Origin of the sequence: Rhodopseudomonas sp. P2A-2r, assembly GCF_026015985.1 — a bacterium.
Taxonomy (GTDB): domain Bacteria; phylum Pseudomonadota; class Alphaproteobacteria; order Rhizobiales; family Xanthobacteraceae; genus Tardiphaga.
The window spans coordinates 2243174-2266938 of record NZ_CP110389.1 but is presented as its reverse complement, the minus strand read 5'-3'; the positions used below and the strand labels follow the sequence as shown (position 1 = coordinate 2266938).

Sequence of the window (23765 nt, the reverse complement as noted above, 5' to 3'; positions counted from 1 at the left end):
GTCAATCGCGCGCGAAAGCTGCGTCTCATTCGCAGCAGCGCTGCAATAATTATTCATGTCATCTTATTGCAGCGAATGCTGCAGTTGCGCTGTCGCTAGATTGATCCTGCTCAATGCAGTACCACCCGGATGCTGTGAAATGACGGCAACATCAGATCGGGGAAAATTCCATGTCAGTTGCAGAGTCAGCGCCTGCTGCCGTTGTTGCACCGATCCGGCCATCTTGGCTACGCGCCAACTGGGGCCTGTTGCTGGCCATCGCCGCACTGATCGTGGTGATCGCGCTGCCGAAGCCTGAAGGGCTCTCGGTAGCGGGCCAGCGCATGCTTGCTGTGTTGGTCTTCGCCGTCATCGTATGGATGACCGAAGCGCTCGACTACGCAGTCTCCGCTGTGGTCATCGCCGCATTGATGGCGTTCCTGCTTGGGCTGTCCCCCAATCCCGCCGATCCGAAAGTGCTGATGGGCACCAGCGCCGGTCTCGGCCTTGCCTTTAGCGGCTTCGCCAACACAGCACTGGCGCTGGTGGCCTCCGCGCTGTTTCTTGCCGCCGCCATGACTGCCACCGGACTCGACAAGCGCATTGCGCTGGTCATCCTGTCGCGTGTCGGCACCGAAGCCCGCCACGTCGTCGTCGGCACCATCATCGTCGGCTTCGTTATCGCCTTCCTGGTTCCCTCCACGACGGCACGGGTGGCCTGCCTCGTCCCGATCACCCTCGGCATCATCTCCGCTTACGGCGTCAGCAAGAAGAGCGCCTTTGCCGGCATGCTGATGATCACCACGGTGCAGACCGCGAGCATCTGGAATGTCGGCATCAAGACCGCCGCGGCGCAGAACATGGTGGCGATCGGCTTCATCGAGAAGATGCTGCAGAAGACCATCACCTGGCTGGACTGGCTGATCGCTGCCGCACCGTTCGGCGTGCTGATGTCGATCGCGCTGTATTTCGTGATGACCCGCATGATGCCGCCGGAAATCAAGGATGTGCCGGGCGGCCGTGAAGGCATCCGCAAGTCGCTGGCGGACCTCGGCCCGATGAAGATGTCCGAGATCAAGTTGCTGATCATCTCGCTCACTTTGCTGGGCTTCTGGGCAACCGAAGGCATCCTGCATCGCTTCGACACGTCGTCGACCACCATCGCCGCGGTCGCCATCATGTTCCTGCCGGGCATCGGCATCATGACATGGAAGGAGGCGCAGCCGAAGATTCCATGGGGCACGGTGGTGCTGTTCGGCATCGGCATCAGCCTCGGCACCGCTTTGCTGCAGACCAAGGGCGCCATCTGGATCGCCGATCTCGTGGTCGCCGACTTCGGCCTGCGCAATGCCACAGGCATGTTCATCCTCGGCGTGCTCAGCGTGTTCCTGATCGTCATCCATCTCGGCTTCGCCAGCGCCACTGCACTGGCATCGGCGATGATCCCGATCGTGATCGCAGTGCTGCAGAGCGTCGCCACGCCCGGCATCAACATCGTCGGCCTGACCATGCTGCTGCAATTCGTAGTGAGCTTCGGCTTCATCCTGGTGGTCAATGCGCCGCAGAACATGGTCGCCTACGGTACCGAGACCTTCAGCGCCAAGGATTTCGTGCGCACGGGTCTGGTGCTGACGGTGATCGCCTTCGCACTGGTGATGCTGCTGGGCGCCACCTACTGGCGCTGGCTCGGTTATGTCTAGGACCGCAGCCCGCTTCCATCCAACCGGCACACTGTCATGAAGCCTACCGATATCTCGACGCCCGATCACTTCCACCGGGTGGTGGATTGCCAGTGGGCCTGCCCGGCGCACACACCGGTGCCGCAATATATCGGCCTGATCGCCGAAGGCCGCTATGCCGAGGCCTATATGGTCAACTGGGAGGCCAACGTGTTTCCCGGCATCCTCGGCCGCACCTGCGACCGGCCCTGCGAGCCGGCCTGCCGTCGCGCCCGTGTCGAAAAGGAGCCGGTGGCGATCTGCCGGCTGAAGCGCGTCGCCGCCGACCACAAGGGCGACATCGCAGGCTACCTGCCGGAACGAACGACAAAGACCAACGACAAGCGCATCGCGCTGGTCGGCGGCGGCCCGGCCTCGCTGACGGTGGCCCGCGATCTGGCGCCGCTTGGCTATCAATGCACCATCTTCGACGGCGACCCCAAGGCCGGCGGCATGATGCGCACGCGGATTCCGCACTTCCGGGTGCCGGAACATGTCATCGACGAGGAGACCGGCTACGTCCTCGATCTCGGTGTCGCGTTTCGCGGCGGCACGCGCATCGACAGCATGAAGACCTTGCTGGCCGAGGGCTGGGACGCGGTGTTCGTGGGCGCCGGTGCGCCGCACGGCCAGGATCTCGCGCTCCCCGGCCGCAACGAAGCACACGCCAACATCCATATCGGCGTCGAATGGCTGGCCAGCATCTGGTTCAAGCACGTCACGCGCATCGGCAAGCGCGTCGTGGTGATCGGCGGCGGCAACACCGCGATCGACTGCGCTCGCAGCGCACGCCGACTCGGCGGCGAAGACGTCAGGATGGTGGTGCGTTCGCGCTTCGGAGACATGAAGGCACTGGCCTGGGAGAAGGACGACGTCCAGCGTGAAGGCGTCGTGATCTGCAACGATCTGGTGCCGAGGGAAATCACCCACGACAACGGCCGCCTCACCGGCGTGAATTTCGAGCCGGTGACCAGCGTCTTCGAGAACGGCAAGCGCACGCTGGTATCGGCCGGCCCCTGCAACATTTCCCCTGCGATGACGTGGTGATCGCGGTCGGCCAGGAGTCGGCCTTCGGCTGGATCGAGCGCGACCTTGGCATTGCCTTTGGCGACCGCGAGATGCCGAAGCTCGATCCGGCAACGCTGCAGTCGACGCTTCCTCACGTGCTGTTCGGCGGCGATGCGGCCTTCGGTCCAAAGAACATCATCACCGCGGTGGCGCATGGCCATCAGGCCGCCGTAACCATCGACCTGCTGCTCAGCGGCGCCGACCCCGCGGTTCGGCCGTCCGCCACGGCGACGTTCGTAACCCAGCGCACGCCGCTGCCGCCGCGCCATATTCCAAAGGTCTCCGTGAATGTCCGCCATGCGGTGCCGCTGCAGCCGCTGGCAACATCGCTCTCCGACATCCACGAGGAGGTCGAACTCGGCTTCGACATCGAACACGCCGTCGCCGAAGCCGCACGCTGCCTGCATTGCGAGCTGGAGACGGTGTTCAGTCCGCCTCTGTGCGTCGAGTGCAAGGCCTGCGAGACCGTCTGCCCGACCGATTGCATCACCTTCACCAAAGATGGCGACGAAGCCGACCTGCGCAGCCGGCTGAAGTCACCGGCGACCAATCTTTCGCAGGAACTCTACGTCGCCTCCCGATTGGTCAGCCACAGGGTCATGGTCAAGAACGAAGACCTCTGCCTGCATTGCGGGTTGTGCGCAGAGAATTGCCCGACCGGCGCCTGGCAGATGGACTCCATGCTGCTGCTCACGGCCCGCGCCGGCGGATCGCCGCTGATTGCCATGTCGCAAGCACCGATCGAAGGAACGACCCATGGCTAGACCTTCCCTTGCGATGGTGTTTTCAGGCAGCGGCGGCGCCGGCGCCATGAGCGCGGGCGAGCTGCTGCTCAATGCCGCGGCTCAGGCCGGCTATTACGGCATGATGAGCAAGCTGTTCGGCGCCCAGGTGCGCGGCGGCGAGGCGGCGGCGCTGGTGCAAATCTCGACCGCGCCGGTGTCCTGCCAGCCCGACCGTTTCGACCTGTTCGTGGCGCTGGACTGGGCCAATGTCGACCAGTTCGCCAATGAGATTCCGCTCGACGACCAGACCGTCATCATCTCCGACCCCGGGCCGGCCCGGTGCCGGCCAGCATCGCCAAATGCAAGGGTCGAACCATCGCCCTCACCATGGGACAGGTAGACGCCACGCCGCTGGAGCGCGCGCTGCACGGCAAGCATATCAACGTGTTCGTTGCCGGCGTGGTGGCGGCCCTGGCCGGCCTGCCGGTCGACCACCTGCAGACGGCGTTGACCGCCGTGCTCGGCGACAAGAGCGACGACGTCACCCGCACCAACACCGCCTCACTCAAGTCGGGTATTGCGGCCGCGGCGGGCGTCGATCTCGACGTCCGGCTCGATCCGCCGCATCCGGCGCCGCGCTGGCTGCTGACCGGCAACCAGGCGGTCGCCATGGGCACGCTGCGCGGCGGCGTGCGTTTCGTCGGCTGTTATCCGATCACCCCGGCCACCGACCTCGTCGAATGGATGTCGCCGCAACTGCAGAAGCTCGGCGGCCGACTGGTGATGGCGGAGGATGAACTGTCCTCCATCAACATGGTGCTCGGCGGCTCCTTTGGCGGCGTGCCGTCGATGACCGTCACCTCCGGCCCCGGCCTGTCGCTGATGATCGAATCCATCGGCCTCGGCATCGCCGCCGAGGTCCCTGCGGTCATCGTCGACGTGATGCGCGGCGGGCCGTCTACCGGCATCCCCTCCAAGACCGAGCAAAGCGACGTCAACATCGCCATCTATGGCGGCCACGGCGACGCGCCGCGCATCGTGCTGGCGCCGACCTCGGTGCGCGACTGCATGTACACCGGCGAATGGGCCGTCTATCTCGCGGAATCCCTGCAGACGCCGGTCATCGTGTTGTCCGACATGGCGCTCGGCCAGGCCAATACGGTGATCGATCCAAAGCCTGAACGGCCGCAGAAGCTCACCCGCAAGACCGACCTGCCCGACGGTGCGTTCAAGCGCTACGCCATCGGCACCGATCCGGTCAGCGCCATGCCGCTGCCGGGCACGCCCGGTGGCCAGTGGGTCGGCGAAGGCCTCACCCACAACGAGACCGGCATTCCGGTCGGCGGTGCCGCCGCGCATCTGGCGCAGATCAAGAAGCGCGCGCGAAAACTCGAACAGTTCGATCCTGGCGAAGCCTGGGGCAGCGTCACGGGCGACGGCGACACCGCGATCCTGGCGTTCGGCTCCAGCATCGGCCCGGCGCAGGAAGCGGCGCGACGGCTCGAGGCCGCCGGCAAGCCTGTCCGCGTCGTTGCGCTGCGTGTGCTGTCGCCGCTGCCACTGAAGTCCCTCGCCCACGCCCTCGACGGCGCCAGCCGCATCGTGGTGATGGAGCAGAATTTTGGCGCGCAACTCTACCATCATCTGCTCGCCTTCAAGGCCATCCCGCCGACCGCGGAAAGCCTCGCCCGTCCCGGCCCGCTGCCGTTCCGGCCCGCCGAAATCACCGCGCATCTGGCGTGACGGAGATCACCATGAGCACCACAGACATCGCCGCCCCTGCCGCCGCCCTTACCGCGCATGATTTCCATTCCGGCGCCACGCCGATCTGGTGCCCGGGTTGCGGCGATTACGGCGTGCTGTCGGCGCTCGAACATGCGCTGGCCACGCATGGCCGTCCGCCGCATGAGGTGGTGATGGTGTCCGGCATCGGCTGCTCGTCGCGGCTGCCGGCCTACACCAGCTGCTACGGCTTTCACGGCGTGCACGGCCGCGCGCTGCCGTTCGCATCGGGCGTCAAGCTGGCGCGGCCGGACCTCGAAGTGATCGCGGTCGGCGGCGACGGCGACGGCTACTCGATCGGCGGCAACCATTTCATCCACGCCTGCCGGCGCAATATCGACATGCTCTATCTGGTGATGGACAACCGCGTTTACGGCATGACCAAGGGCCAGCCCTCGCCCACCACCGAAGCCGACTGGGACAGCGACATCGCGCCGGGCGGGCTCGGCCTGCGTCCGTTCGACCCGATCGCGCTGGCGCTTGCCGCCGGTGCCAATTTCGTTGCCCGCGGATTTGCCGGCCGTTCGCAGGAACTGGCGAACCTCATCGTGGAAGGCATTCGCTGGCCGGGATTCGCCTTCATTGAAGTGCTCAGCCCGTGCATGGCGTTCCGCTCCGAGGCGTTCGGCTGGAAGGAGAACGTGCATCCGACGTCGCTGTCCATCGTCGACGACCGCGCTGCCGCACAGGCCGCCACACTGGCCGATGACGGCTACAGCCTCGGCCTGCTGTTCAAGGACCACCGGCCATCGCTGCCCCGCAGCAGCGCGCCACTCGCGTCGCTCGCGGATGTGGAGGAGCAATTCAGGGTATGCGGTTAATCGCCACCGGTGTCAGTGCGACATCATCACCCAACAGGGCGGCTGCCCGACGACCGTATAGGTCGCACCGCCCAGGATGAATTCCCGCAGGCGCGAGTGCCGATAGGCCCCCATCACCAGGAGGTCGATCCGGTTTTGCTGCACAAACGCCTCGAACACCTTGCCCGTGGAACTGCCGCTCTTCCTGACGATCTCAAACGTCGCCCTGATGCCGTGAGCACCGAGGTGTCCGACCAGTGCCGCCCCGGAATCGATGTCCGCGGCAGTATTCTTGTCGGCTGCCGTGAAGATGCTGACCGTCTTGGCAATCTTCAGCAATGGCATCGCATCCGCCACCGCCCGCGCGGATTGCTGGCTGTTGTCCCACGCAATTGCCACCTGCCCGAATGCCTCCGGGAGCTCCCCCACGGACTGCTCCGGGCAGATCAGGAGCGGGCGCCCGGATTCGAAGATCAGCGCCTCGACGATTTTCTCCGAGACATCGTCATATGGCGCGATTGGTACCAGTGCCAGATCATGCGTTCTCGCGCGCATCACCACCTGGGTCGGCATGTCTTCCGAGACGCAGCGTCCGACGATCTGATCGTGCTTGATCGCGGCGGCGTCGGCTGCAGTTTCGAAGGCCTTGATCATCTTCGTGGCATGCGCACGACTCTTCTGGTGTTCAGGCGTCTCTACCACAAGGCTGTCGGAATTCAGCGGTCGTGTCTGCAGCGCTCCGGGAATCAGCACATCGATATCGAAAGCAATCGCCGTGATGCCGGCGCCCAATCGCTTGGCGACGGCGACGGCCTTGTCGATCGCGGCCATCTCTGTCGCCTTGGGGTAGCTCACCAGCGGCAAAAGAATCTGCTTGATCGCCATGTCGGTCTCCCTTTCGGAGAGCCTAGGGACCCGACCGGGTTCGGCATTGATTTGGCTCAAGGAGCATCCCGTAGCCGCAGCCCCCGTGAAGCCGGACCCTGCTTCGCATCAGTCCGGTCTGGACATCCAATGAAAAATCCGCCCACAACGAGTGGGTTCGCGAGACGTCGACCGAACTCGGGCCGCGAACCGCGCAGCCGCCTGATGCTGCTTCGTACAGGACACAGATGTTGATTTTCGACCCCGTTCTGGTCAACCTTGCCGTCGCCCTCGGCATCGGCATGCTGATCGGCGCCGAACGCGAGCGTCACAAGGGCGCAGGACCAGCGCGCGCGCCGGCGGGCATCCGGACCTTCTCGGTGGCCGCCCTTGCCGGAGCGGTCGGCGCGATGGTGGGCGGCGCAGTCGTTCTGGCGGTTACCGTCGCCGGCGTGGGCGCGCTGACGGCCGTGGCCTATTTCAGATCGCGCCAGGACGATCCCGGCCTCACCACCGAGATAGCGTTGATCCTCACCGCCTTGCTTGGCGGCCTGGCGACGCAGCGGCCGGTGCTCGCTGGCGGCATCGCGGTCACCGTCGCAGTGCTGCTGGCGGCGCGGGCGCCGCTACATCATTTCATCCGCTCCATACTCACCGAGGCCGAAGTCAGGGACGCGCTGATCTTCGCCAGCGCCACACTGGTCGTGCTGCCGCTTCTGCCCGATCGCGCGATGGGGCCGTACGGCGCCCTCAACCCGCACTCAATCTGGATCATCGTCCTGCTGGTGATGGCGATCGGTGCGGCGGGCTATGTCGCGCTGCGTCTGCTCGGCGCGCGGTTCGGCCTTCCCGTCGCCGGCCTCGCATCCGGCTTCATCTCCAGCACGGCGACCATTGGCGCCATGGGCATGCGGGCCCAGAAGAATCCGGACCTTCTTGCGGCCACGGTGGCCGGTGCCGCGCTATCGACGGTTGCCACTATCATCCAGATGGCGCTGGTGCTCGCCGTCACCAGCGTGCCCGCGCTGCGCGCGCTCGCCGTTCCGCTGCTTTGTGCCGGACTTGCGGCGGTCGTCTATGGCGTGGCCTTCACGGTCCGAGCGATGCAGGAGAAGACCGCAGTCGAGCCGCAACCGGGTCAGGCGTTCAGCCTGCCGGTGGCGCTGGTGTTTGCGTTGACCGTCTCCGCCATGCTGATCGCCTCGGCCGCGCTGCGGGACAGTTTCGGCGAGACCGGAGTCATCATGGCCGCGTTCGTGTCCGGCTTCGTCGACACCCATTCGGCTGCCATCGCGGTGGCATCGCTGGTCGCGTCCGGCAAGATAGCCGCCGCCGATGCCGTCTTCCCGATCTTGGCAGGGCTCTCCGCGAACACCATCAGCAAGATGGTGTTCGCCCGCAGCGGCGGCCGGGCATTCGCATGGCGGCTGATCCCGGGTCTGCTGCTTGTCGCTGCAGCGGCCTGGGCCGGCGCGCTGGCCATTCACTTGGTCTGAAGAACGCCTCGGCGAGCCACGACGCTACCAGTGCTCACGCCAGCGCCAGAACCGGCCGCGACCGCCGCTGGAATCCAGCTTCGCTTTCTGCTCGTCGTTCAAGGTCGCATAGAACCCCTCAAGCGCCGGGCGAATCGTCTTGACCGCCGCAGACATGGCATCGAGACGCGTTTCCATCGCCTGCATGTGACCAACCATCGTCGCCGGAATGTCTGTCGGACAGGCGGCCCGCATGGTCTCCGAGGCCTTTTTCGAGGCGGCCTTGAAGTCGTCGAACTTGGCGCGCTGCGCATCGGTCAGAGTGAGTGTCTGTTCGAGCCTGTCGATGCGCCACTCCGCAAATCCCACTGCGCGAGCATTGCACATGCGGCCGAAGCCGCCGCGGCCCATCATGCCAGGCCCCATCATCATGCCGGGACCCATGTGTCCCCAACCCCAGTCACGATCGCCGGCCTCCGAACCCGAACGCTGAGCCTGGGCTTGAGCCGACGGAATCGTACTGCCGAGCGACAATGCGACTGCGACGAATAACGCTGTCGTGAATATCCTGCTCATTGCGACCTCCAGAAGCTATGGGGCAATGGCCACGACCGCCGTGGCGGTGCCTTCGATCTCGGTGAATGCGGCGCATCCTAGTCAATGCTGCATGCGCGAAGTGTCGAATGGAGAAGTGCTGACTCGAATTGCATCGATATCAGTCTGCGTGATGCTCACATTGATCCACCGCAACCACGGCACAGATTCCGCAGGAACATCCCCGGGGCGTGGGAATTGGTGGTGCAGTTAACTCTTACAGGAGAGACACATGTCCAGCACACGATTGAGAATTGCTGCGCTGCTTTCTTTGATGGTCAATGCGGTGGTCTTCGGGATCGGACTGCTGACGGTGCTGCTGGTTCCGGCGCTGTCGCAACATGCGTTCACGATGATCCCCACGGTGGTGTTGCTGAGCTTCGCGCTTTCGGCGCCCATTTCGTGGTGGATGGCGCCGCGGTTGCAGGCGCGCTACTGGCGGCAGCGCAATACAACCGATGCGATGCTGCTGCAGGGCTGAGCTGTCGCTCAGCTTGCTGTGGCGAGTTGCAAGCGGCTTCGCGCCCGCAGCAGCAGCGCCGTCATAATCATGATGTTGAGTGCATTCCAGCCGAGACCGTTGATGAACGCCGCTGCATAAGAGCCGGTGGCGTCGAAGATGATGCCCGAGACCCAACCGCCGAGGGACATGCCGACCACGGTGCCGAAGATCACCGTGCCGACCCGGGTCGCGGCCTCGGAGGCCGGCATCGCCTCGCGGATAATGATCGCGTAGCCGGGCACCAAGCCGCCCTGGAATAGTCCGAACATCGCGGAGATGATGTAAAGCGAAGTCATGCTGTCGAAGAACAGATAGAACAGCAGCGCAAAGCCCTGCGCCACCGAGCCGAGCAGGAGGGTGCGGATGCCGCCGATGCGGTCAGCGAGAAATCCGGAGCCGACCCGGCTGACGATACCGAAGGCCAGCATCAGCGACAGCATCTCGGCGCCGCGCGCCACGCCGTATCCGAGGTCGCCGCAATAGGCCACGATATGCACCTGCGGCATCGCCATTGCCACACAGCAGGCGATGCCGGCGACGCAGAGCAATGTCGTAAGGGTGTTGCTGCTGAGCCGGAGATCGATCCGCGGCGGCGGCGCATCGACATGGCTACGGCGCGATCCCGCGCCGATCTGCAGCCGCAGGAGGGCGACCATGGCCAGCATCGTCACGCTGCCGACAACGCCGATGGCGATATGGGTGGGCCGCCAGCCGAATTGCTGAATTCCCCAGCCGACCAGCGGTGGCCAGAAGGTGCCGCCGATGTAGCTGCCGGTGGCGGCGATGCTGACCGCGATGCCGCGGCGGCGCTCGAACCAGTGCGACGACTCGGCCATCAGCGGCCCGAACGTCGCCGACGAGCCGGCGCCGACCACCAGGCCGATCAGGTTGAACTGCCAGAGCGCCGAAGCCTGCGCCGCGGCGACATAGCCGCAGCCCATCAGGACCGTCGCCAGCGCGATGACGGCAACGATGCCGAACCGGTCGGTCAGCCGGCCGGCCGCGAGGCCGCCGATGCCAAACCCGGCCATGGTCAGCGTGAAGGCGAGCGATGCGTCGCCGCGGCTGGCCGCGAACTCAGCCTGCACCGCCGGCAGCGCCACCACCACCGACCACATGCCGACGCTGCCGATCGAGCCGATCACCAGGGCGACGGCAAGTCTGATCCACGCCTGACGGGAATCCGGCGCAAATGGGGGCTTAACCTCCCTGATCGTAGAATCTTTTTTCACAGACGGAACTTCGTTGTTGGAACCCGCCCGGTCAAGCGCGGCAGCGTACCGGTGGCCATGCAGAAGCAGTGCAACAGCGGGCCTCCCGGCCCATCGGGAAACCGGCCGGCTCTCTGGCGCCAAACGCCGGCGCCTAGCGCCCAGAGCGCCCCGCGCCCCCGTTTGTTAACCATTTGATAACCATAAACACGGCAAAAATTGCCGAGTGGAGTCGCGTGTCGTCAGCCGATCGGGGATGTGCCCGTGGATGCCAGTGCGGTGCCTCACTTTCAGACCGGTGGACCTTCGGCCACCGCGCAGACGTTCAGCGCCCGCGAGCGGCATTCGCGGGGGAAGCAGCAGTGATGACGGATGTGGTAGCAGGCTCGGGTCTGGGAGCGCAAAAGGCGGGCTTCACCTTCACCGATCTGCGCACGATGGTGCTGCGCGGCGATCTGGCACTGGCATTCGGCGTCCTGACCATCCTGGTCGTGCTGATCATGCCGCTGCCGTCGATGGTGCTGGATCTGTTTCTGGCCATCTCGATTACCATGTCGATCCTGATCCTGATGACCGCGCTGTTCATCCAGACGCCGCTGGAATTCTCGTCGTTCCCCACCGTGCTGCTGATCTCGACCATGATGCGGCTGTCGCTGAACATGGCGTCGACCCGGCTGATCCTGTCGCATGGCCACGAGGGCACCGCCGCCGCCGGCCACGTCATCGAGGCGTTCGGCAATTTCGTGATGGGTGGCAACTTCGTCATCGGCATCATCGTGTTCGCCATCCTCGTGATCGTGAACTTCGTGGTCATCACCAAGGGTTCGGGCCGTATCGCCGAAGTCGCGGCCCGCTTCACCCTCGATGCCATGCCCGGCAAGCAGATGGCCATCGACGCCGACCTGTCCGCCGGCCTGATCGACGAAGCCACCGCCAAGAAGCGCCGCAAGGACCTCGAGGACGAAAGCGGCTTCTTCGGCGCCATGGACGGCGCCAGCAAGTTCGTGCGCGGCGACGCCATCGCCGGCCTGCTCGTCGTGTTCATCAACATCATCGGCGGCATCATCATCGGCGTGGCCCAGCAGGGCCTGTCGTTCGGCGAGGCGGCACGCACCTACACCCTGCTGACCGTCGGCGACGGTCTGGTCACCCAGATCCCGGCGCTGATCGTCTCCACCGCGGCCGGCCTGCTGGTGTCGAAGGCCGGCATTTCCGGCGCCGCTGACAAGGCGCTGATGAAGCAGCTGTCGTTCTATCCGCAGGCGCTCGGCATGTCGTCCGGCGTCATGCTGATGCTGGCGATGCTGCCGGGCATCCCGATGCTGCCGTTCCTGGTGCTGGGCGGCGGCGCCGGCTGGCTCGCTGTCAAGGCCGGTCGCCACAACAAGGTCACCAAGGCGGCCGAGGACACGGCCGCCGCTGCGCCAGCCGCCGCGGCCGCCGCCAGCGCCGCCGCCGACGAGCCGATCTCCGCCGCGCTCAAGATCGACGACCTCAAGATCGAACTCGGCTACGCGCTGCTGCCGCTGGTCAACGGGCCGGACGGCAACGACCGCCTGACCGAGCAGATCAAGGCGCTGCGCCGTTCGCTCGCCGTCGAAATGGGCTTCGTGATGCCGTCGGTCCGTATTCTCGACAACGTGCAACTCGAGGCCAACACCTACATCATCAAGATCAAGGAAGTGGACGCCGGCACCGGCCGGATCTGGCCCAACCAGTTCATGGTCATGGATCCCGGCGGCAACCAGGTCAACGTGCCCGGCATCCACACCACCGAGCCGACCTTCGGCCTGCCCGCCACCTGGGTCGATGCCGGCCTGAAGGAAGAAGCATCGCTGAAGGGCTACACCGTGGTCGATGCCGCCACCGTGCTGTCGACGCATCTGACCGAGCTCCTGAAGGGCAACATGTCGGACCTGCTGTCCTACGGCGAAGTACAGAAGCTGCTGAAGGATCTGCCGAAGGAACAGGGCGAACTGGTCAAGGACATCGTGCCGAGCATGATCACCGTGTCGGGCATCCAGCGCGTGCTGCAGCTGCTGCTCACCGAACGGATCTCGATCCGCGATCTCTCGACCATTCTCGAAGGCGTCGCCGACGCGCTGGCGTTCTCGCGCAATCCGTCGACCGTGGTCGAGCACGTCCGCGCCCGTCTGGCCCGCCAGATCTGCGCACAGAACACGTCGCACAACGGCTATCTGCCGTTGATCGCGCTGTCGGCGAAGTGGGAGCAGGCCTTCGCCGAATCCATCATCGGCCAGGGCGAAGAACGCAGCCTGGCGATGCAGCCGTCGAAACTGTCGGAGTTCATGACCACCGTACGCGACCGCTTCGAACAGGCCGCGCGCGAAGGCGAGGCGCCGGTGCTGGTGACCTCGGCCGCGATCCGGCCGTTCGTGCGTTCGCTGGTGGAACGTTTCCGCGCCCAGACCACCGTCCTGTCGCAGGCCGAAATCCACCCCGCGCACGGCTGAAAACGGTCGGGAGCGTGTAACCGCCGTCGGCCAAGTTGTGGGAAATCGCGGAAAATACAGATGCAAATCGGCCACAGCCAAGCAGTTAGATGAAGATCGGGTCCGGCGGGTTCGGCGGACGCGGATTGGCAACGCAGCTATCTAATTGAAAATATTGATTTTTAATTTTCATCTCAGCTAGGCATCGCGACCGATCACGTCTTTTCACCTACTTGTGATCTCCCCTTCGGAACGGAAAGCCGAGTCACCATGTTTTCTGCACGAGACGTTGAACCAGCCGTTGAAGCGCCGACACAAATCGGCAACGGCAGTCAGACGGCAGGAGGCTCCCAATGAACCATTCGATTTACAGCGCCGATCGCACCACCCACCTCAAGGTCGTGGTGGTTGCTCTGATCGCCGGAATCACGGTTGCAGGCTTCGGCATTTCGGCACGGGTCAACAGCAGCGACGGCTATACCCAGACCGCGCGCGTGGTGAAGGCCGGCCAGCCAGTCACCATCACGAGTTCGAACGCAAACATGGTTCGCTGAATGATTTCAGGAATTCACGCAGCGGTTCGCCCCCAAGCCGCCGCGTGAGTATGCAGGACACTTCACTTCCCCCAAAGTGAAGACCTCATGAAAAACGCCCGCCCCCCACGGGCGTTTTTCTTTGTCTGCAGTTTGGAAGTTTACTTCGCTTACAGCAGAGCGCTCGGGTTTATTCACCTCTCCTCTCGGGAGATGTATCTTTCGCCTATCCCGATTGAACGCATTTACTTTGCTGGCGGCACCGTCTCGATCAGCTTGCCGGTGAACACGATCGGGCCAGTAGCCTTCCCGGTGGGTGAACCTCCGACGGGCTCGACGGTGACAGCGTAGGTCGCCTGGCTCACCATCGCCGGATCATAGGCGGCCAGCGCCGCGGCCGTCGTAAAGTCGCTGCTGCCGATCACGCCGAGCGAGCGCGGTGCCGGCAATTTGTCGGACACGATCCAGAGCTCATAGTCTTTGCCCGGCTGCTGCTCGGCGCCGACCCTGCGGACGGTAAAACTCTTGGTGGTAGCATCGACAGTGAGGATGAATGCCGGCGAACTGGCGTCGGTCTGCAACAAGGCGACGTATTGCGCCTGCGCTACAGCAGTCGCGGGTGCTGCCGGCGGCTGCACCTGAGCGACTTGCTGGGTCACCTTGGGACGCAGGCCCTGGGGCAACAAATCAGGTCGGTAGGCCTGCACCGCGATCATGGTCACCAGGGCCGCAGCCATCGCGGTCATGCCGGTGGCGATGTTGCGCCAGCGCCTGACCTGCCGCGCGAATATCAGCACATTGGCATCGTTTGCGGCCAGCGCATCAGCGCTTTCAGCGGATGCCTTTTCGTCGACCACGTCGGCTGTCGCCTGCTGCGGCGCATCGGGCAGCACCAGCGCCTGCTGCGCGCCCGCCAGCCCGATCGCCGCGCGGATCTTCTCCCAGACCTCGGGACGCGGCTCGACCAGCCCGACCATCTGATTCAAGACGCCGAGCTTGCGCTCCCACGCCTCGACCAGAGCCGCGTAGTCCTTGTCGACGGACATCATGGCCTCGACCTGTGTACGCTCTTCGGCATCCAGTGTGCCGAGCGCATATTCCGCGGCAAGCGCGATATGGTCTTCGCTGTAGGCCATCATGTCAGTCCCAGACACTCCCGGATGTCCATCATGCTGCGACGCAGCCAGGTCTTGATCGTATTGACCGGCGCCTCGAACTTTGCCGCCAGTTGATCGCGGCTCCAGCCATTGTAGTAAGCGAGCAGCACAAGCTTCTGCCGGTCCGGTTCAAGCCGTCCCACACACTCCAGCAGGCGCTTCAATTCTTCGGTCATTTCGCGACGCGCCAGAGGATCAGGCGTATCGGCGGCCACTTCCATCGCGGCCGGCTCTTCCTCGATTGATACTTCAGTGCGCTTGCGCACCACGTCGATGGCCCGGTTGCGGGCAATCGACGCCATCCATGTAATCGGTGAAGCCAGGCCGGGATTGAACTGTCCCGCACTGTTCCAGATCTTCACATAGGCCTCTTGGATGACTTCCTCCGCGAGATCCTGTCTGCGCAAGATACGGAGCACCACGCCAAACAGTTTCGCGCGCGTCGCCGCATAAAGGCGCTCGAACGCGACCTCATCCCCTTGGCAACCGCAGCGATCAGCCAGACCAGCTCAGCCGGCGTCAGCATTCAATATCCCCAACTCAAATCCCCGATGCGAACGATCCCGCCGCCCTCATCCAATGGCCATACCATACTATGGATCGGACGCACCATGTCACCGCGGATGTGGCGATCTGGCAAACGACAAACCCGGACCTCGCGGCCCGGGTTCAGCGTATCTGGCTTGACGGCGGACGCTGCCGTCCACCGGTGTTTCAGGCGACGGCAATGCGCGCGCGCATCAGTCCGATGCTGTCGAGATCGGCCTGCTCACGGGCGCTTTCCTCGGCGCGTTCGCGGGCCTGGTCGCGCTCGTCGAGCAACTCGACCTTCTTGAGTTCCTCGAAAGCTTCGGTGAGCAGGCTCTTGGCGTCCTCGAGCTGGATGCGCAGCTCGTCGGCCGAGCGCGTCAGGTTCTCGCGGCGCTGGATCGCCGCCTTGGCATAGGTGGGATAGGCGAAGTGCGTGGGATCGTTGATCCCGGCGCGCTCCTGTTCGGTGTGAATTTCGCGCTCAAGATCGACCGACATGCGCTGGAAATCGGCGATCATGCCTTCAATCTGGTTGACCCTGCGGCGCTTCTCGTCGACCTGGAATTTCTTCAGGCGGATCAGCGTTTCACGTGACTTCATCGACTCGTACTCCCCAGAAGTCCCAACTTCAACGCGGGACGGGACCGGTGGTGCGCAAGAACCCTACCGGCAGAATTGTGTCTCTGAGCGGGATGATGACCGGACAAAGTTAGCGTTCCGTTTCCAAACTACCAACGATTTTCTCCAGTTGCATGTATCCCTCGGTCAATCCCGCCACTTCGTCCTTGCGCTGGCGCAGGAAGCTCTCGAGCGGCTCGTGCAGGCGGATCGCCTCGTCGACCTCCGGGCTGGAACCAGCGCGGTAGGCGCCGAGCCGGATCAGTTCCTCCATGTCGGCATAGGTCGCCATGATCTGGCGCGCCCGCGTGATGGTCGGCAGATAAACCGGATCGCAGGATTTCGGCATGGTCCGCGATACCGATTTGAGGATGTTGATGGCCGGGTAGCGGCCGCGTTCAGCGATCGCCCGCTGCATCACGATATGGCCGTCGAGAATGCCGCGCACGGCGTCGGCGACCGGTTCGTTGTGGTCGTCGCCATCGACCAGCACGGTGAAAATACCGGTGATCGAGCCCTCATTGGTGCCCGGCCCGGCCCGCTCCAGCAGCTTCGGCAACTCGGTGAAGACGGTCGGCGTATAGCCCTTGGCGGTCGGCGGCTCGCCGACGGACAGGCCGATCTCGCGCTGCGCCATGGCAAAGCGGGTCACGGAGTCCATCATGCACATGACGTCCTTGCCTTCGTCCCGGAAGTATTCGGAGATCGACATGGTCAGATAGGCCGCCTGCCGCCGCATCAGCGCCGGTTCGTCGGAGGTCGCGACCACGACAACCGCGCGTGCCAGACCCTCCTCGCCGAGATCCTCCTGCAGGAACTCCTGCACCTCGCGGCCGCGCTCGCCGATCAGCCCAATCACCGAGACGTCGGCATCGACGTTGCGCGCCAGCATCGACAGCAACACCGACTTGCCGACGCCGGAGCCGGCGAAAATGCCCATGCGCTGGCCGCGGCAGCAGGTCAGGAAGGTGTTCAGGGACCTCACGCCAAGATCGAGCGGTTCCCCGACGCGCTTGCGCGAATGCGCCGGCGGCGGCGAATTGCGGTAGGGCATCGGCGCCGGCCCCTGCTGCAGCGGCCCCTTGCCGTCGATCGGCTCGGCCATGGCGTTGACCACCCGGCCGAGCCAGGAGATTGACGGCCGGACCTGGCTGGCGGCGTTGGCGATCACCGCGCGGCAACCACGGCGGACGCCTTCAAGACCGGCGAACGGCATCACCACGGCATTGTTGCCGGAAAAGCCGATCACCTCGGCGGGGATGAAACGGTTGGTTCCAGTCTCGATGACAATGCGTGCCCCCACCGACATGGCGTGGATGGGCCCCGCGATCTCCACCATCAGACCGCGCACGCCGACCACCCGGCCGTAGATGTTCACGCCGTCGAGATCGGCGATCTGCTCCGCCAGCGCTTTCATTTCGAAACCCTTAAGTTTCTGCGTGTTGCTGCCGCGGTCTTAACTTGGTGTTTACCCGCATCGTTAATCATTACGTCATTGTCTTGGTGACTGAGAGCGCTTGCCCTTCAGAACGAAGGCGTGAGTCGATGGAGTCGGTTAGGCCCGTCTCCTAATGTGGAACTTGAACGGCTACGGGAACAAAAAACGTCTCTACCGCAATATCTTACGGCGATTCGACAAAAATTGCACGGTTAGTACTTGCGCGAAGGAATCAGGTTTTGTTAACCATATGTCGTCAGGATCCGAATCAGTTGTTCAAAGGCGTTTTTGGTGCCGCAAGTGCGGCCGACCTGACGCCCGGAGCGGCGACTAAAGGGGACTGGCATGCGCGTTTTGTTAATCGAAGATGATAGTGCGGTCGCGCAGTCGATTGAGCTGATGCTCAAATCCGAGAGCTTTAACGTCTACACGACGGATCTCGGAGAGGAGGGCGTCGATCTCGGCAAGCTTTACGACTACGATATCATTTTACTTGATCTGAATCTTCCGGACATGTCCGGTTACGATGTCCTCAAGCAGCTGCGGGTATCGAAGATCAAGACACCGATCCTGATCCTCTCCGGCCTCGCCGGCATCGAGGACAAGGTCAAGGGTCTCGGCGTCGGCGCCGACGACTACATGACCAAGCCTTTCCACAAGGACGAGCTGGTTGCCCGCATTCATGCGATCGTGCGCCGCTCCAAGGGCCATGCCCAGTCGGTGATCCAGACCGGCGATCTGGTGGTCAATCTCGATACCAAGACGGTGGAAGTCGGCGGCCAGCGCGTGCATCTGACCGGCAAGGAATACCAGATGCTGGAGCTGCTCTCGCTCCGCAAGGGAACCACCCTCACCAAGGAAATGTTCCTCAACCATCTCTACGGCGGCATGGACGAACCGGAACTGAAGATCATCGACGTGTTCATCTGCAAGCTGCGCAAGAAGCTGGCGAATGCGTCGGACGGCCGCAACTTCATCGAAACCGTCTGGGGCCGCGGCTGCGTGCTGCGCGAGCCGCACGAAGAAGAAGTCCGCATTCCCGCTTAAGATCGATTGTCGGAGCCGCGAGGCTCACCTCCCGACTGAACCCCGCCGGAAACGGCGGGGTTTTTGTTTGGGATGAACCCAGCGCCCGCTTGCTACGACCATTCTGACGTGCGCGAATACCGTTCGACATCAGTCGAACTTCGGGGGCGGAATGGTTGTGCAATCCCTGGCCGGTCTGCCGGCCTTTTTAGTCTATTTCTGCACCGGCCTCTTTGCCGTGATGCTGTATCTATTCGTCTACACCCGCGTCACCGCGCATGACGAATTCCGGCTGATCCGTGACAACGTTCCGTCCGCCGCCGTGGCACTCGGCATGAGCCTGCTCGGCTTCGTGCTGCCAGTGGCCAGCGCCATCATCCACTCCGCCAACGTGCTGGACTGCCTGATCTGGAGCGTCATCGCGCTGGTGGTGCAAATGGCGGTGTATTTCATCGTGCGCATTCCGGTGCCGAAACTGTCGGAGCGGATCGACGCCGGCCATCTGGCGCCGGCGATCTGGCTGGGCCTCGCCTCGCTCGCCGCCGGCGTGCTCAATGCCGCGTCGATGGTGTACAATCCATGACGCCGAAGCCGGGCAACGAGTTCGGCAAGCGCCTGCCGCGGTTGCCGCCCGACGAACCGCCGCAACTGGCGAAGAAGCGCTCCAATCATGTGGCGCTGCTGCTGATGGGCACCATGGCGATCGGCGGCGGCGCCTACGCGCTGATGCCGCGGGAAAAATGCGACCCGAACCAGCCTGTGCTGCACGCCGACCAGCCTGCCGACTGCCGGCAGCACGGTTCTTCATCGTCCGGCGCCCACGGCGGTTCGGGCGGATCGTCGTCGCGCAGCAATTTTGCCAGCACGGATTCCTCCAGCCATTCCTCTTCCGGCTCAAGCTCGGACAGCAACTCCAGCCACGTGTCGCGCGGCGGATTCGGCTCGTTCATGTCGCACTTCTCCGGCGGCGGCTGAGCATGCAGCGCATTGCCTGCCCCGAGCGCGATGACTGGGAGGCCACCGCGGCCGCCACCGGTTTTGCGTTTCACAGCGACGACGGCCAGCGCTACTGGGACGAGCGCGCCTACTACGCCTTCACCCTCGACGAGATCGAGCGGCAGATCGAGGCACCCACCGCCGAACTCCACGCCATGTGCCGCGAACTGGTCGGCCGTGTCGTAAACGACGACCGCCTCCTGCATCAGCTGAAAATCCCAAGGGCGTACTGGAGCTACATCGCCGCAAGCTGGCAGCGCGGCGACAGAAGCCTGTATGGCCGGTTCGATCTGTGCTTTGACGGCAAGGGTCCGGCAAAGCTTCTGGAGTACAATGCGGACACACCGACATCGCTGTTCGAGGCCGCGGTGTTTCAGTGGACCTGGCTCGAACAGGCGATTGACCGCCAGATCATTCCCAGGCGCGCCGACCAGTTCAACACGCTGCATGAATCTTTGATCGACGCATGGCGCCGGACAGGTAGCGGTCGCGTGCATTTCGCCGCCACAATGAGCGGCGCAGAGGACCGCGGCACGTTGCATTATCTGGCCGACACGGCAAAGCAGGCCGGACTCGATCCGGTGCTGCTCGACATTGCCGAGATCGGACTGCGCAATGATGGCGCCTTTGTCGATCTCGACGACTCCCTCATCGAGCTGGCGTTCAAACTGTATCCCTGGGAGTGGTTGTTCCGCGAAACCTTCGGTGCGCGACTGAAAGGTGCATCGACGCGCTGGATCGAGCCGCCGTGGAAGACGATCCTGTCTAACAAGGGCATCCTGCCGCTGCTATGGGAGATGTTTCCGAACCACCCGAATCTATTGGCGGCGTATTTCGACGACGATCCGGCAGCGGCGCAACTTGGCCCGACCTATGCGCGAAAGCCGATGTACTCGCGCGAGGGCGCCAATATCACGCTGGTCGGCGGCAACGCGATCCATGAAAAACCCGGACCATATGGTGCGGAAGGATTCGTGTGCCAGGCGCTGGCAACCCTACCGAATTTTTCGGGACAGTATCCAGTGCTCGGCAGCTGGATGGTCGACGGCACGCCGTGCGGGCTGTCGATCCGCGAGGATGACACGCCGATCACCGGCAACATGTCTCGCTTCGTGCCACACGCGATTCTGTAGGACGCGGTCATTGCGAGCCTGACAAATCCGGCCTCGCCGACCGGCGTGCACCCTCAGCCACGCAATAAGCGTGGCTGGAAATGGCTGTGCGGGATCTGCGGACGCGTATCCCGGCCTCAGCGCGCGGCGAACGTCTTCAATCCCGCGGAGGCCATGGCCGGCACGATCGAGGGGGCGGCGCGAACCGTGTTGGGCCGGTAGATGCCGCGACGGTCGGGATGCGGCTTGAACGCGTCGGTCAGGCCGACGACCGTCTCTGCGGCGCCGAGCGCCAGGAAGCCGTCGGGTTCCATGGTCTTGGCCAGCCGGTTGAAGATCGACGTCTTCATCTCCTGATCGAAATAGATCAACACGTTGCGGCAGAAGATCAGGTCGAACTTGCCCATGCTGGAGAAGTCCTGCAGCAGATTGAGCGGCCGATACTGGATCATCGAGCGGATGTCCGGATTGATCTGCCACATCTCGCCGGACTGCTTGAAGTATTTCACCAGCAGCTGGATCGGCAGCCCGCGCTGGACCTCGAACTGGCTGTAGATGCCGGACTTGGATTTTTCCAGCACCTGCTGCGAGATGTCGGTGCCAATGATCTCGATCCGCCAGCCGGCGAGGGCTGCGCCCATTTCCTTCAGGCACATGGCGATCGAATAGGGTTCCTGACCGGTGGACGCCGCCGCACACCAGATCCGCAGGCTGCGCTTGCTGGCGCGGGCCTGCAGCAATTCCGGAATGATCATCTCGCGCAGATGATCGAAAGGAACCTTGTCGCGAAAGAAGAATGTCTCGTTGGTGGTCATCGCCTCGACCACGTCGGACGCGAGGGCCGCAGAGCCGTTCTTGATCTGCTGCACCAGTTCGTCGATTCCGGCGAGACCAGCCTTGCGCGCCAGCGGAACCAGCCGGCTCTCCACGAGGTACTGCTTGTCCGCAGACAGATCGAGGCCGGAACGCTCCTTGAGGAACTTGCGCAGAAACTCATAATCAACTGGCGTCACGAGCGATCTCCCGAAAACAGCCGAACCAGTTTCGGTGCGATCTGATTGAGTGGCAGGATGGCAGAGCAAATTCCGGCATTGGCGGCGGCGCCGGGCATGCCCCACACCACGCTGGTGGCTTCGTCCTGTGCGATGACGTTGCCGCCGGCGGCGACGATATCCTTGCCGCCACGCATGCCGTCTGAACCCATGCCGGTCAGGATGACCGCCATGATGGCGCCCTGCCAGACATCGATTGCGGAATTGAAAAGCGGATCGACCGCGGGCTTGCAGAAATTCACGGGCGGGCCGTCATCGAGCGCGATCACGATATTGGCGCCCTGCTTGGCCACACGCATGTGCTTGCCGCCCGGCGCCAGGTAGATCTGGCCGGCCTTGACGATTTCGCCGTCAATGCCTTCGCGGGCCGGTCTGTGGCTGGCGCGCGAGAGATGCTCTGCGAGAATGGTCGTGAAGGTCGGCGGCATATGCTGGGTGATCAACACCGGCACGCGATCGATCACCGCGCCGATTTCGGCGACCACGGTCATCAACGCCTGCGGTCCGCCGGTGGAGGATCCGATCAGCAACACGCGCGGCGCGATCGCGCTGAAAGCGCGCTTCAGCAGCGCGGCCTGACTGGCGACCGATACCGGCGCACGTACCGGCGCCGGCGCCGGATCGCGGGGGCGGCCGATGGCCGGTGCCAGCGGTGGCGTTGTGGCGGAATGCAGCCGGCGGACCTTGGCGCCGAGGCTGCGGATCTTCTGCAGCAGGTCGTGCCGGAAGTTATCGGCGGCGGACGCCTCGCGGGTGCTCTCGGGTTTCGGAATGTAGTCGGCGGCGCCCAGCGAGAGCGCCTTGAAGCTGATCTCGGCGTTGCGCCGGGTCAGCGTCGACGCCATGATGACAATCAGATTGCGCTTCTTGGCGAGCAACTGCGGCAACGCCTGGATGCCGTCAAGCTCCGGCATTTCGATGTCGAGCACGGCGACGTCGGGATTGACGCGCTCAAGCTGGTTGACCGCATCGAGTCCCGTGCGCAGCGAGGCCGCCACGGTCATGTCGGGCTCGGCCTCGATCCAGCGCGAAATCAGGCCGCGAATGACGACTGAGTCATCAACCACCATGATCCGAAGCGGCTCATACCGCGTCGAATCCGAAACAGAGGGATTGATCACATCAATACTCATCACTCACCGAACACAACGGACGCAACAAAACGCTATAAATCAAATTCTGCGGGTGGAGGCAGGAGACCGTCCTGCCGCCGCCGTCAAATCAGCCCGACTTCGTGGAATTTCGCCGAAACGATTTCCTTGTCGAAGGGCTTCATGATGTATTCGTTGGCGCCGGCGTGCAGCGCGCGCGCAATATGGGCAACGTCGTTCTCGGTGGTGCAGAACACGACCTTGGGGACATCGCCGCCCGGCATGCGACGCAGGTTCCGCAGGAATTCGTAACCGTCCATCACCGGCATGTTCCAGTCGAGCAGGACTGCGTCGGGAAGCCCCTGCTTGCAGACCTCGAGCGCCTTCTCGCCGTCTTCGGCTTCGATGATCTCGAAGTCCAGACCTTCAAGGATGCGCCGTGCTACTTTACGGATGACGCTGGAGTCATCGACGACCAGACATGTCTTCATTTTAGCCTCTGCTGCTGTCAGATCCCGGATGGAAGATTTCCGTCGCGGGCCGGATTTGGCTGCTGCCGACGTTACGCGGCGAGTTTGTCGGGAGCGATTTCAAGAATGCGATCGACGTCCAGCACCACCATCAACTGGCCGTCCAGCCGATGCACGCCATCGGCCATTTTGGCCATGCGCGGGTCGAGATTGACCGGGTTCACTTCACGGCTGTCGTCGGCGAGCTTGAGGACTTCTCCGATCGAGTCGATCAGCAGGCCGTAGGATTCGCCGCGCAGATCGACACCAACCGCCATCGGCGGCTTGCCGTCCTCGTTCTTCGGCAGACCGAGGCGCGAGCGCATATCGATCGCCGTGACGATCCGGCCGCGCAGGTTGAGCACACCGGCAACGTCGCTAGAAGCGAGCGGCACGCGAGTCAGACGCTCAGGCATGAACACGTCCTGCACCCGGGAGATCGGCATGCCGAACAGCTGGCCGCCGATCATGGTCGTGACGTATTCGGTGACGGCGCCGTCGGCAGTGGTCGTCTTGCTGGTCATCGTCATG

23 protein-coding genes and 2 pseudogenes are annotated in these 23765 nt (G+C 63.8%); 14 read left to right on the top strand and 11 right to left on the bottom strand.

The window, feature by feature from the left end; translation table 11 throughout:
* Positions 1–170: 170 nt before the first annotated feature.
* From ONR75_RS10595 to ONR75_RS10570, 6 genes are read left to right on the top strand one after another with little or no spacing between them, the layout of a single operon-like run.
* The gene (locus ONR75_RS10595) at positions 171–1679 is read left to right on the top strand and encodes an anion permease (RefSeq protein ID WP_265082546.1); all 1509 of its coding nucleotides are present in this window, start codon (positions 171–173) and stop codon (positions 1677–1679) included.
* 36 nt (positions 1680–1715) lie between these two features.
* Positions 1716–2744: an FAD-dependent oxidoreductase gene (locus ONR75_RS10590; RefSeq protein ID WP_265082545.1), complete on the top strand. Its 1029-nt coding sequence runs from the start codon at positions 1716–1718 to the stop codon at positions 2742–2744.
* Positions 2741–3529 carry a 4Fe-4S dicluster domain-containing protein gene (locus ONR75_RS10585; protein ID WP_265082544.1) on the top strand — a complete coding sequence of 263 codons (789 nt, stop codon included), beginning with the start codon at positions 2741–2743 and terminating at the stop codon, positions 3527–3529. Before ONR75_RS10590 ends, ONR75_RS10585 begins: the two co-directional genes overlap by 4 nt.
* Positions 3522–3890 (top strand): 2-oxoacid:acceptor oxidoreductase family protein, encoded by a 369-nt coding sequence (locus ONR75_RS10580; RefSeq protein ID WP_265082543.1) that lies wholly within the window; start codon positions 3522–3524, stop codon positions 3888–3890. Before ONR75_RS10585 ends, ONR75_RS10580 begins: the two co-directional genes overlap by 8 nt.
* Positions 3878–5233, top strand: a complete 1356-nt coding sequence (locus ONR75_RS10575; protein WP_265082542.1) for a transketolase C-terminal domain-containing protein — start codon at positions 3878–3880, stop codon at positions 5231–5233. Before ONR75_RS10580 ends, ONR75_RS10575 begins: the two co-directional genes overlap by 13 nt.
* A gap of 11 nt (positions 5234–5244) precedes the next feature.
* Positions 5245–6093 carry a thiamine pyrophosphate-dependent enzyme gene (locus tag ONR75_RS10570; RefSeq protein ID WP_265082541.1) on the top strand — a complete coding sequence of 283 codons (849 nt, stop codon included), beginning with the start codon at positions 5245–5247 and terminating at the stop codon, positions 6091–6093.
* Positions 6094–6105: 12 nt separating this feature from the next.
* Here ONR75_RS10570 and ONR75_RS10565 read toward each other — a convergent pair whose 3' ends face one another.
* The gene (locus ONR75_RS10565; protein WP_265082540.1) at positions 6106–6957 is read right to left on the bottom strand and encodes a universal stress protein; all 852 of its coding nucleotides are present in this window, start codon (positions 6955–6957) and stop codon (positions 6106–6108) included.
* A 227-nt stretch (positions 6958–7184) separates the two neighbouring features.
* Between ONR75_RS10565 and ONR75_RS10560 the strand changes: the two genes are divergently transcribed.
* Complete coding sequence (locus tag ONR75_RS10560) at positions 7185–8432, top strand: MgtC/SapB family protein (protein ID WP_265082539.1); 1248 nt, start codon at positions 7185–7187, stop codon at positions 8430–8432.
* 24 nt (positions 8433–8456) lie between these two features.
* Here ONR75_RS10560 and ONR75_RS10555 read toward each other — a convergent pair whose 3' ends face one another.
* Positions 8457–8987 (bottom strand): Spy/CpxP family protein refolding chaperone, encoded by a 531-nt coding sequence (locus ONR75_RS10555; protein WP_265082538.1) that lies wholly within the window; start codon positions 8985–8987, stop codon positions 8457–8459.
* 250 nt (positions 8988–9237) lie between these two features.
* On the opposite strand from ONR75_RS10555, the gene ONR75_RS10550 reads away from it, so the two are divergent.
* The gene (locus ONR75_RS10550) at positions 9238–9486 is read left to right on the top strand and encodes a hypothetical protein (protein ID WP_265082537.1); all 249 of its coding nucleotides are present in this window, start codon (positions 9238–9240) and stop codon (positions 9484–9486) included.
* An 8-nt stretch (positions 9487–9494) separates the two neighbouring features.
* On the opposite strand, the gene ONR75_RS10545 is transcribed toward ONR75_RS10550, so the two are convergent.
* Positions 9495–10739: an MFS transporter gene (locus ONR75_RS10545; protein WP_265082536.1), complete on the bottom strand. Its 1245-nt coding sequence runs from the start codon at positions 10737–10739 to the stop codon at positions 9495–9497.
* Positions 10740–10982: 243 nt separating this feature from the next.
* On the opposite strand from ONR75_RS10545, the pseudogene flhA reads away from it, so the two are divergent.
* Positions 10983–13212 (top strand): annotated as a pseudogene (gene flhA, locus ONR75_RS10540) (flagellar biosynthesis protein FlhA).
* A gap of 312 nt (positions 13213–13524) precedes the next feature.
* A complete protein-coding gene (locus ONR75_RS10535; RefSeq protein ID WP_265082535.1) occupies positions 13525–13725 on the top strand; it encodes a hypothetical protein in 201 nt (66 codons plus the stop codon).
* Between the two features lie 224 nt (positions 13726–13949).
* On the opposite strand, the gene ONR75_RS10530 is transcribed toward ONR75_RS10535, so the two are convergent.
* The 4 genes and pseudogenes from ONR75_RS10530 to fliI all read right to left on the bottom strand — a co-directional run bounded on the left by ONR75_RS10530 (position 13950) and on the right by fliI (position 17427).
* A complete protein-coding gene (locus ONR75_RS10530; protein ID WP_265083615.1) occupies positions 13950–14840 on the bottom strand; it encodes an anti-sigma factor domain-containing protein in 891 nt (296 codons plus the stop codon).
* A pseudogene (locus ONR75_RS10525) lies at positions 14840–15387 on the bottom strand (sigma-70 family RNA polymerase sigma factor). Before ONR75_RS10525 ends, ONR75_RS10530 begins: the two are co-directional and overlap by 1 nt.
* A gap of 188 nt (positions 15388–15575) precedes the next feature.
* A complete protein-coding gene (fliJ, locus tag ONR75_RS10520; protein ID WP_265082534.1) occupies positions 15576–15992 on the bottom strand; it encodes a flagellar export protein FliJ in 417 nt (138 codons plus the stop codon).
* A 109-nt stretch (positions 15993–16101) separates the two neighbouring features.
* The gene (fliI, locus tag ONR75_RS10515) at positions 16102–17427 is read right to left on the bottom strand and encodes a flagellar protein export ATPase FliI (RefSeq protein WP_265082533.1); all 1326 of its coding nucleotides are present in this window, start codon (positions 17425–17427) and stop codon (positions 16102–16104) included.
* A gap of 366 nt (positions 17428–17793) precedes the next feature.
* Between fliI and ctrA the strand changes: the two genes are divergently transcribed.
* The 4 genes from ctrA (at position 17794) to ONR75_RS10495 (ending at position 20603) form a co-directional block, all read left to right on the top strand.
* On the top strand, positions 17794–18495 hold the full coding sequence (gene ctrA, locus ONR75_RS10510) for a response regulator transcription factor CtrA (protein WP_265082532.1): 702 nt from the start codon (positions 17794–17796) through the stop codon (positions 18493–18495).
* A gap of 151 nt (positions 18496–18646) precedes the next feature.
* On the top strand, positions 18647–19057 hold the full coding sequence (locus ONR75_RS10505) for a DUF350 domain-containing protein (protein WP_265082531.1): 411 nt from the start codon (positions 18647–18649) through the stop codon (positions 19055–19057).
* Positions 19054–19449, top strand: coding sequence for a hypothetical protein (locus ONR75_RS10500; RefSeq protein WP_265082530.1), 396 nt, complete (start codon positions 19054–19056; stop codon positions 19447–19449). Before ONR75_RS10505 ends, ONR75_RS10500 begins: the two co-directional genes overlap by 4 nt.
* A 2-nt stretch (positions 19450–19451) precedes the next feature.
* Complete coding sequence (locus ONR75_RS10495; RefSeq protein WP_265082529.1) at positions 19452–20603, top strand: glutathionylspermidine synthase family protein; 1152 nt, start codon at positions 19452–19454, stop codon at positions 20601–20603.
* 116 nt (positions 20604–20719) lie between these two features.
* Here ONR75_RS10495 and ONR75_RS10490 read toward each other — a convergent pair whose 3' ends face one another.
* The 4 genes from ONR75_RS10490 to ONR75_RS10475 all read right to left on the bottom strand — a co-directional run bounded on the left by ONR75_RS10490 (position 20720) and on the right by ONR75_RS10475 (position 23758).
* On the bottom strand, positions 20720–21595 hold the full coding sequence (locus ONR75_RS10490) for a CheR family methyltransferase (RefSeq protein WP_265082528.1): 876 nt from the start codon (positions 21593–21595) through the stop codon (positions 20720–20722).
* A complete protein-coding gene (locus ONR75_RS10485; protein WP_265082527.1) occupies positions 21592–22767 on the bottom strand; it encodes a protein-glutamate methylesterase/protein-glutamine glutaminase in 1176 nt (391 codons plus the stop codon). The genes ONR75_RS10490 and ONR75_RS10485 overlap by 4 nt, the downstream gene beginning before the upstream one ends.
* Positions 22768–22850: 83 nt before the next feature.
* Positions 22851–23216 (bottom strand): response regulator, encoded by a 366-nt coding sequence (locus ONR75_RS10480; protein WP_265082526.1) that lies wholly within the window; start codon positions 23214–23216, stop codon positions 22851–22853.
* Between the two features lie 71 nt (positions 23217–23287).
* On the bottom strand, positions 23288–23758 hold the full coding sequence (locus ONR75_RS10475; RefSeq protein ID WP_265082525.1) for a chemotaxis protein CheW: 471 nt from the start codon (positions 23756–23758) through the stop codon (positions 23288–23290).
* Between the last annotated feature and the right edge of the window lie 7 nt (positions 23759–23765).

Bases quoted from the DNA above. Each gene is read 5' to 3' on its own strand.
- ONR75_RS10595 (WP_265082546.1), top strand. From the start codon at position 171: ATGTCAGTTGCAGAGTCAGCGCCTGCTGCCGTTGTTGCACCGATCCGG.
- ONR75_RS10590 (WP_265082545.1), top strand. From the start codon at position 1,716: ATGAAGCCTACCGATATCTCGACGCCCGATCACTTCCACCGGGTGGTG.
- ONR75_RS10580 (WP_265082543.1), top strand. From the start codon at position 3,522: ATGGCTAGACCTTCCCTTGCGATGGTGTTTTCAGGCAGCGGCGGCGCC.
- ONR75_RS10575 (WP_265082542.1), top strand. From the start codon at position 3,878: ATGGGACAGGTAGACGCCACGCCGCTGGAGCGCGCGCTGCACGGCAAG.
- ONR75_RS10570 (WP_265082541.1), top strand. From the start codon at position 5,245: ATGAGCACCACAGACATCGCCGCCCCTGCCGCCGCCCTTACCGCGCAT.
- ONR75_RS10565 (WP_265082540.1), bottom strand. From the start codon at position 6,957: ATGGCGATCAAGCAGATTCTTTTGCCGCTGGTGAGCTACCCCAAGGCG.
- ONR75_RS10560 (WP_265082539.1), top strand. From the start codon at position 7,185: ATGTTGATTTTCGACCCCGTTCTGGTCAACCTTGCCGTCGCCCTCGGC.
- ONR75_RS10555 (WP_265082538.1), bottom strand. From the start codon at position 8,987: ATGAGCAGGATATTCACGACAGCGTTATTCGTCGCAGTCGCATTGTCG.
- ONR75_RS10550 (WP_265082537.1), top strand. From the start codon at position 9,238: ATGTCCAGCACACGATTGAGAATTGCTGCGCTGCTTTCTTTGATGGTC.
- ONR75_RS10535 (WP_265082535.1), top strand. From the start codon at position 13,525: ATGAACCATTCGATTTACAGCGCCGATCGCACCACCCACCTCAAGGTC.
- ONR75_RS10530 (WP_265083615.1), bottom strand. From the start codon at position 14,840: ATGGCCTACAGCGAAGACCATATCGCGCTTGCCGCGGAATATGCGCTC.
- fliJ (WP_265082534.1), bottom strand. From the start codon at position 15,992: ATGAAGTCACGTGAAACGCTGATCCGCCTGAAGAAATTCCAGGTCGAC.
- fliI (WP_265082533.1), bottom strand. From the start codon at position 17,427: ATGAAAGCGCTGGCGGAGCAGATCGCCGATCTCGACGGCGTGAACATC.
- ctrA (WP_265082532.1), top strand. From the start codon at position 17,794: ATGCGCGTTTTGTTAATCGAAGATGATAGTGCGGTCGCGCAGTCGATT.
- ONR75_RS10505 (WP_265082531.1), top strand. From the start codon at position 18,647: ATGGTTGTGCAATCCCTGGCCGGTCTGCCGGCCTTTTTAGTCTATTTC.
- ONR75_RS10500 (WP_265082530.1), top strand. From the start codon at position 19,054: ATGACGCCGAAGCCGGGCAACGAGTTCGGCAAGCGCCTGCCGCGGTTG.
- ONR75_RS10495 (WP_265082529.1), top strand. From the start codon at position 19,452: ATGCAGCGCATTGCCTGCCCCGAGCGCGATGACTGGGAGGCCACCGCG.
- ONR75_RS10485 (WP_265082527.1), bottom strand. From the start codon at position 22,767: ATGAGTATTGATGTGATCAATCCCTCTGTTTCGGATTCGACGCGGTAT.
- ONR75_RS10480 (WP_265082526.1), bottom strand. From the start codon at position 23,216: ATGAAGACATGTCTGGTCGTCGATGACTCCAGCGTCATCCGTAAAGTA.
- ONR75_RS10475 (WP_265082525.1), bottom strand. From the start codon at position 23,758: ATGACCAGCAAGACGACCACTGCCGACGGCGCCGTCACCGAATACGTC.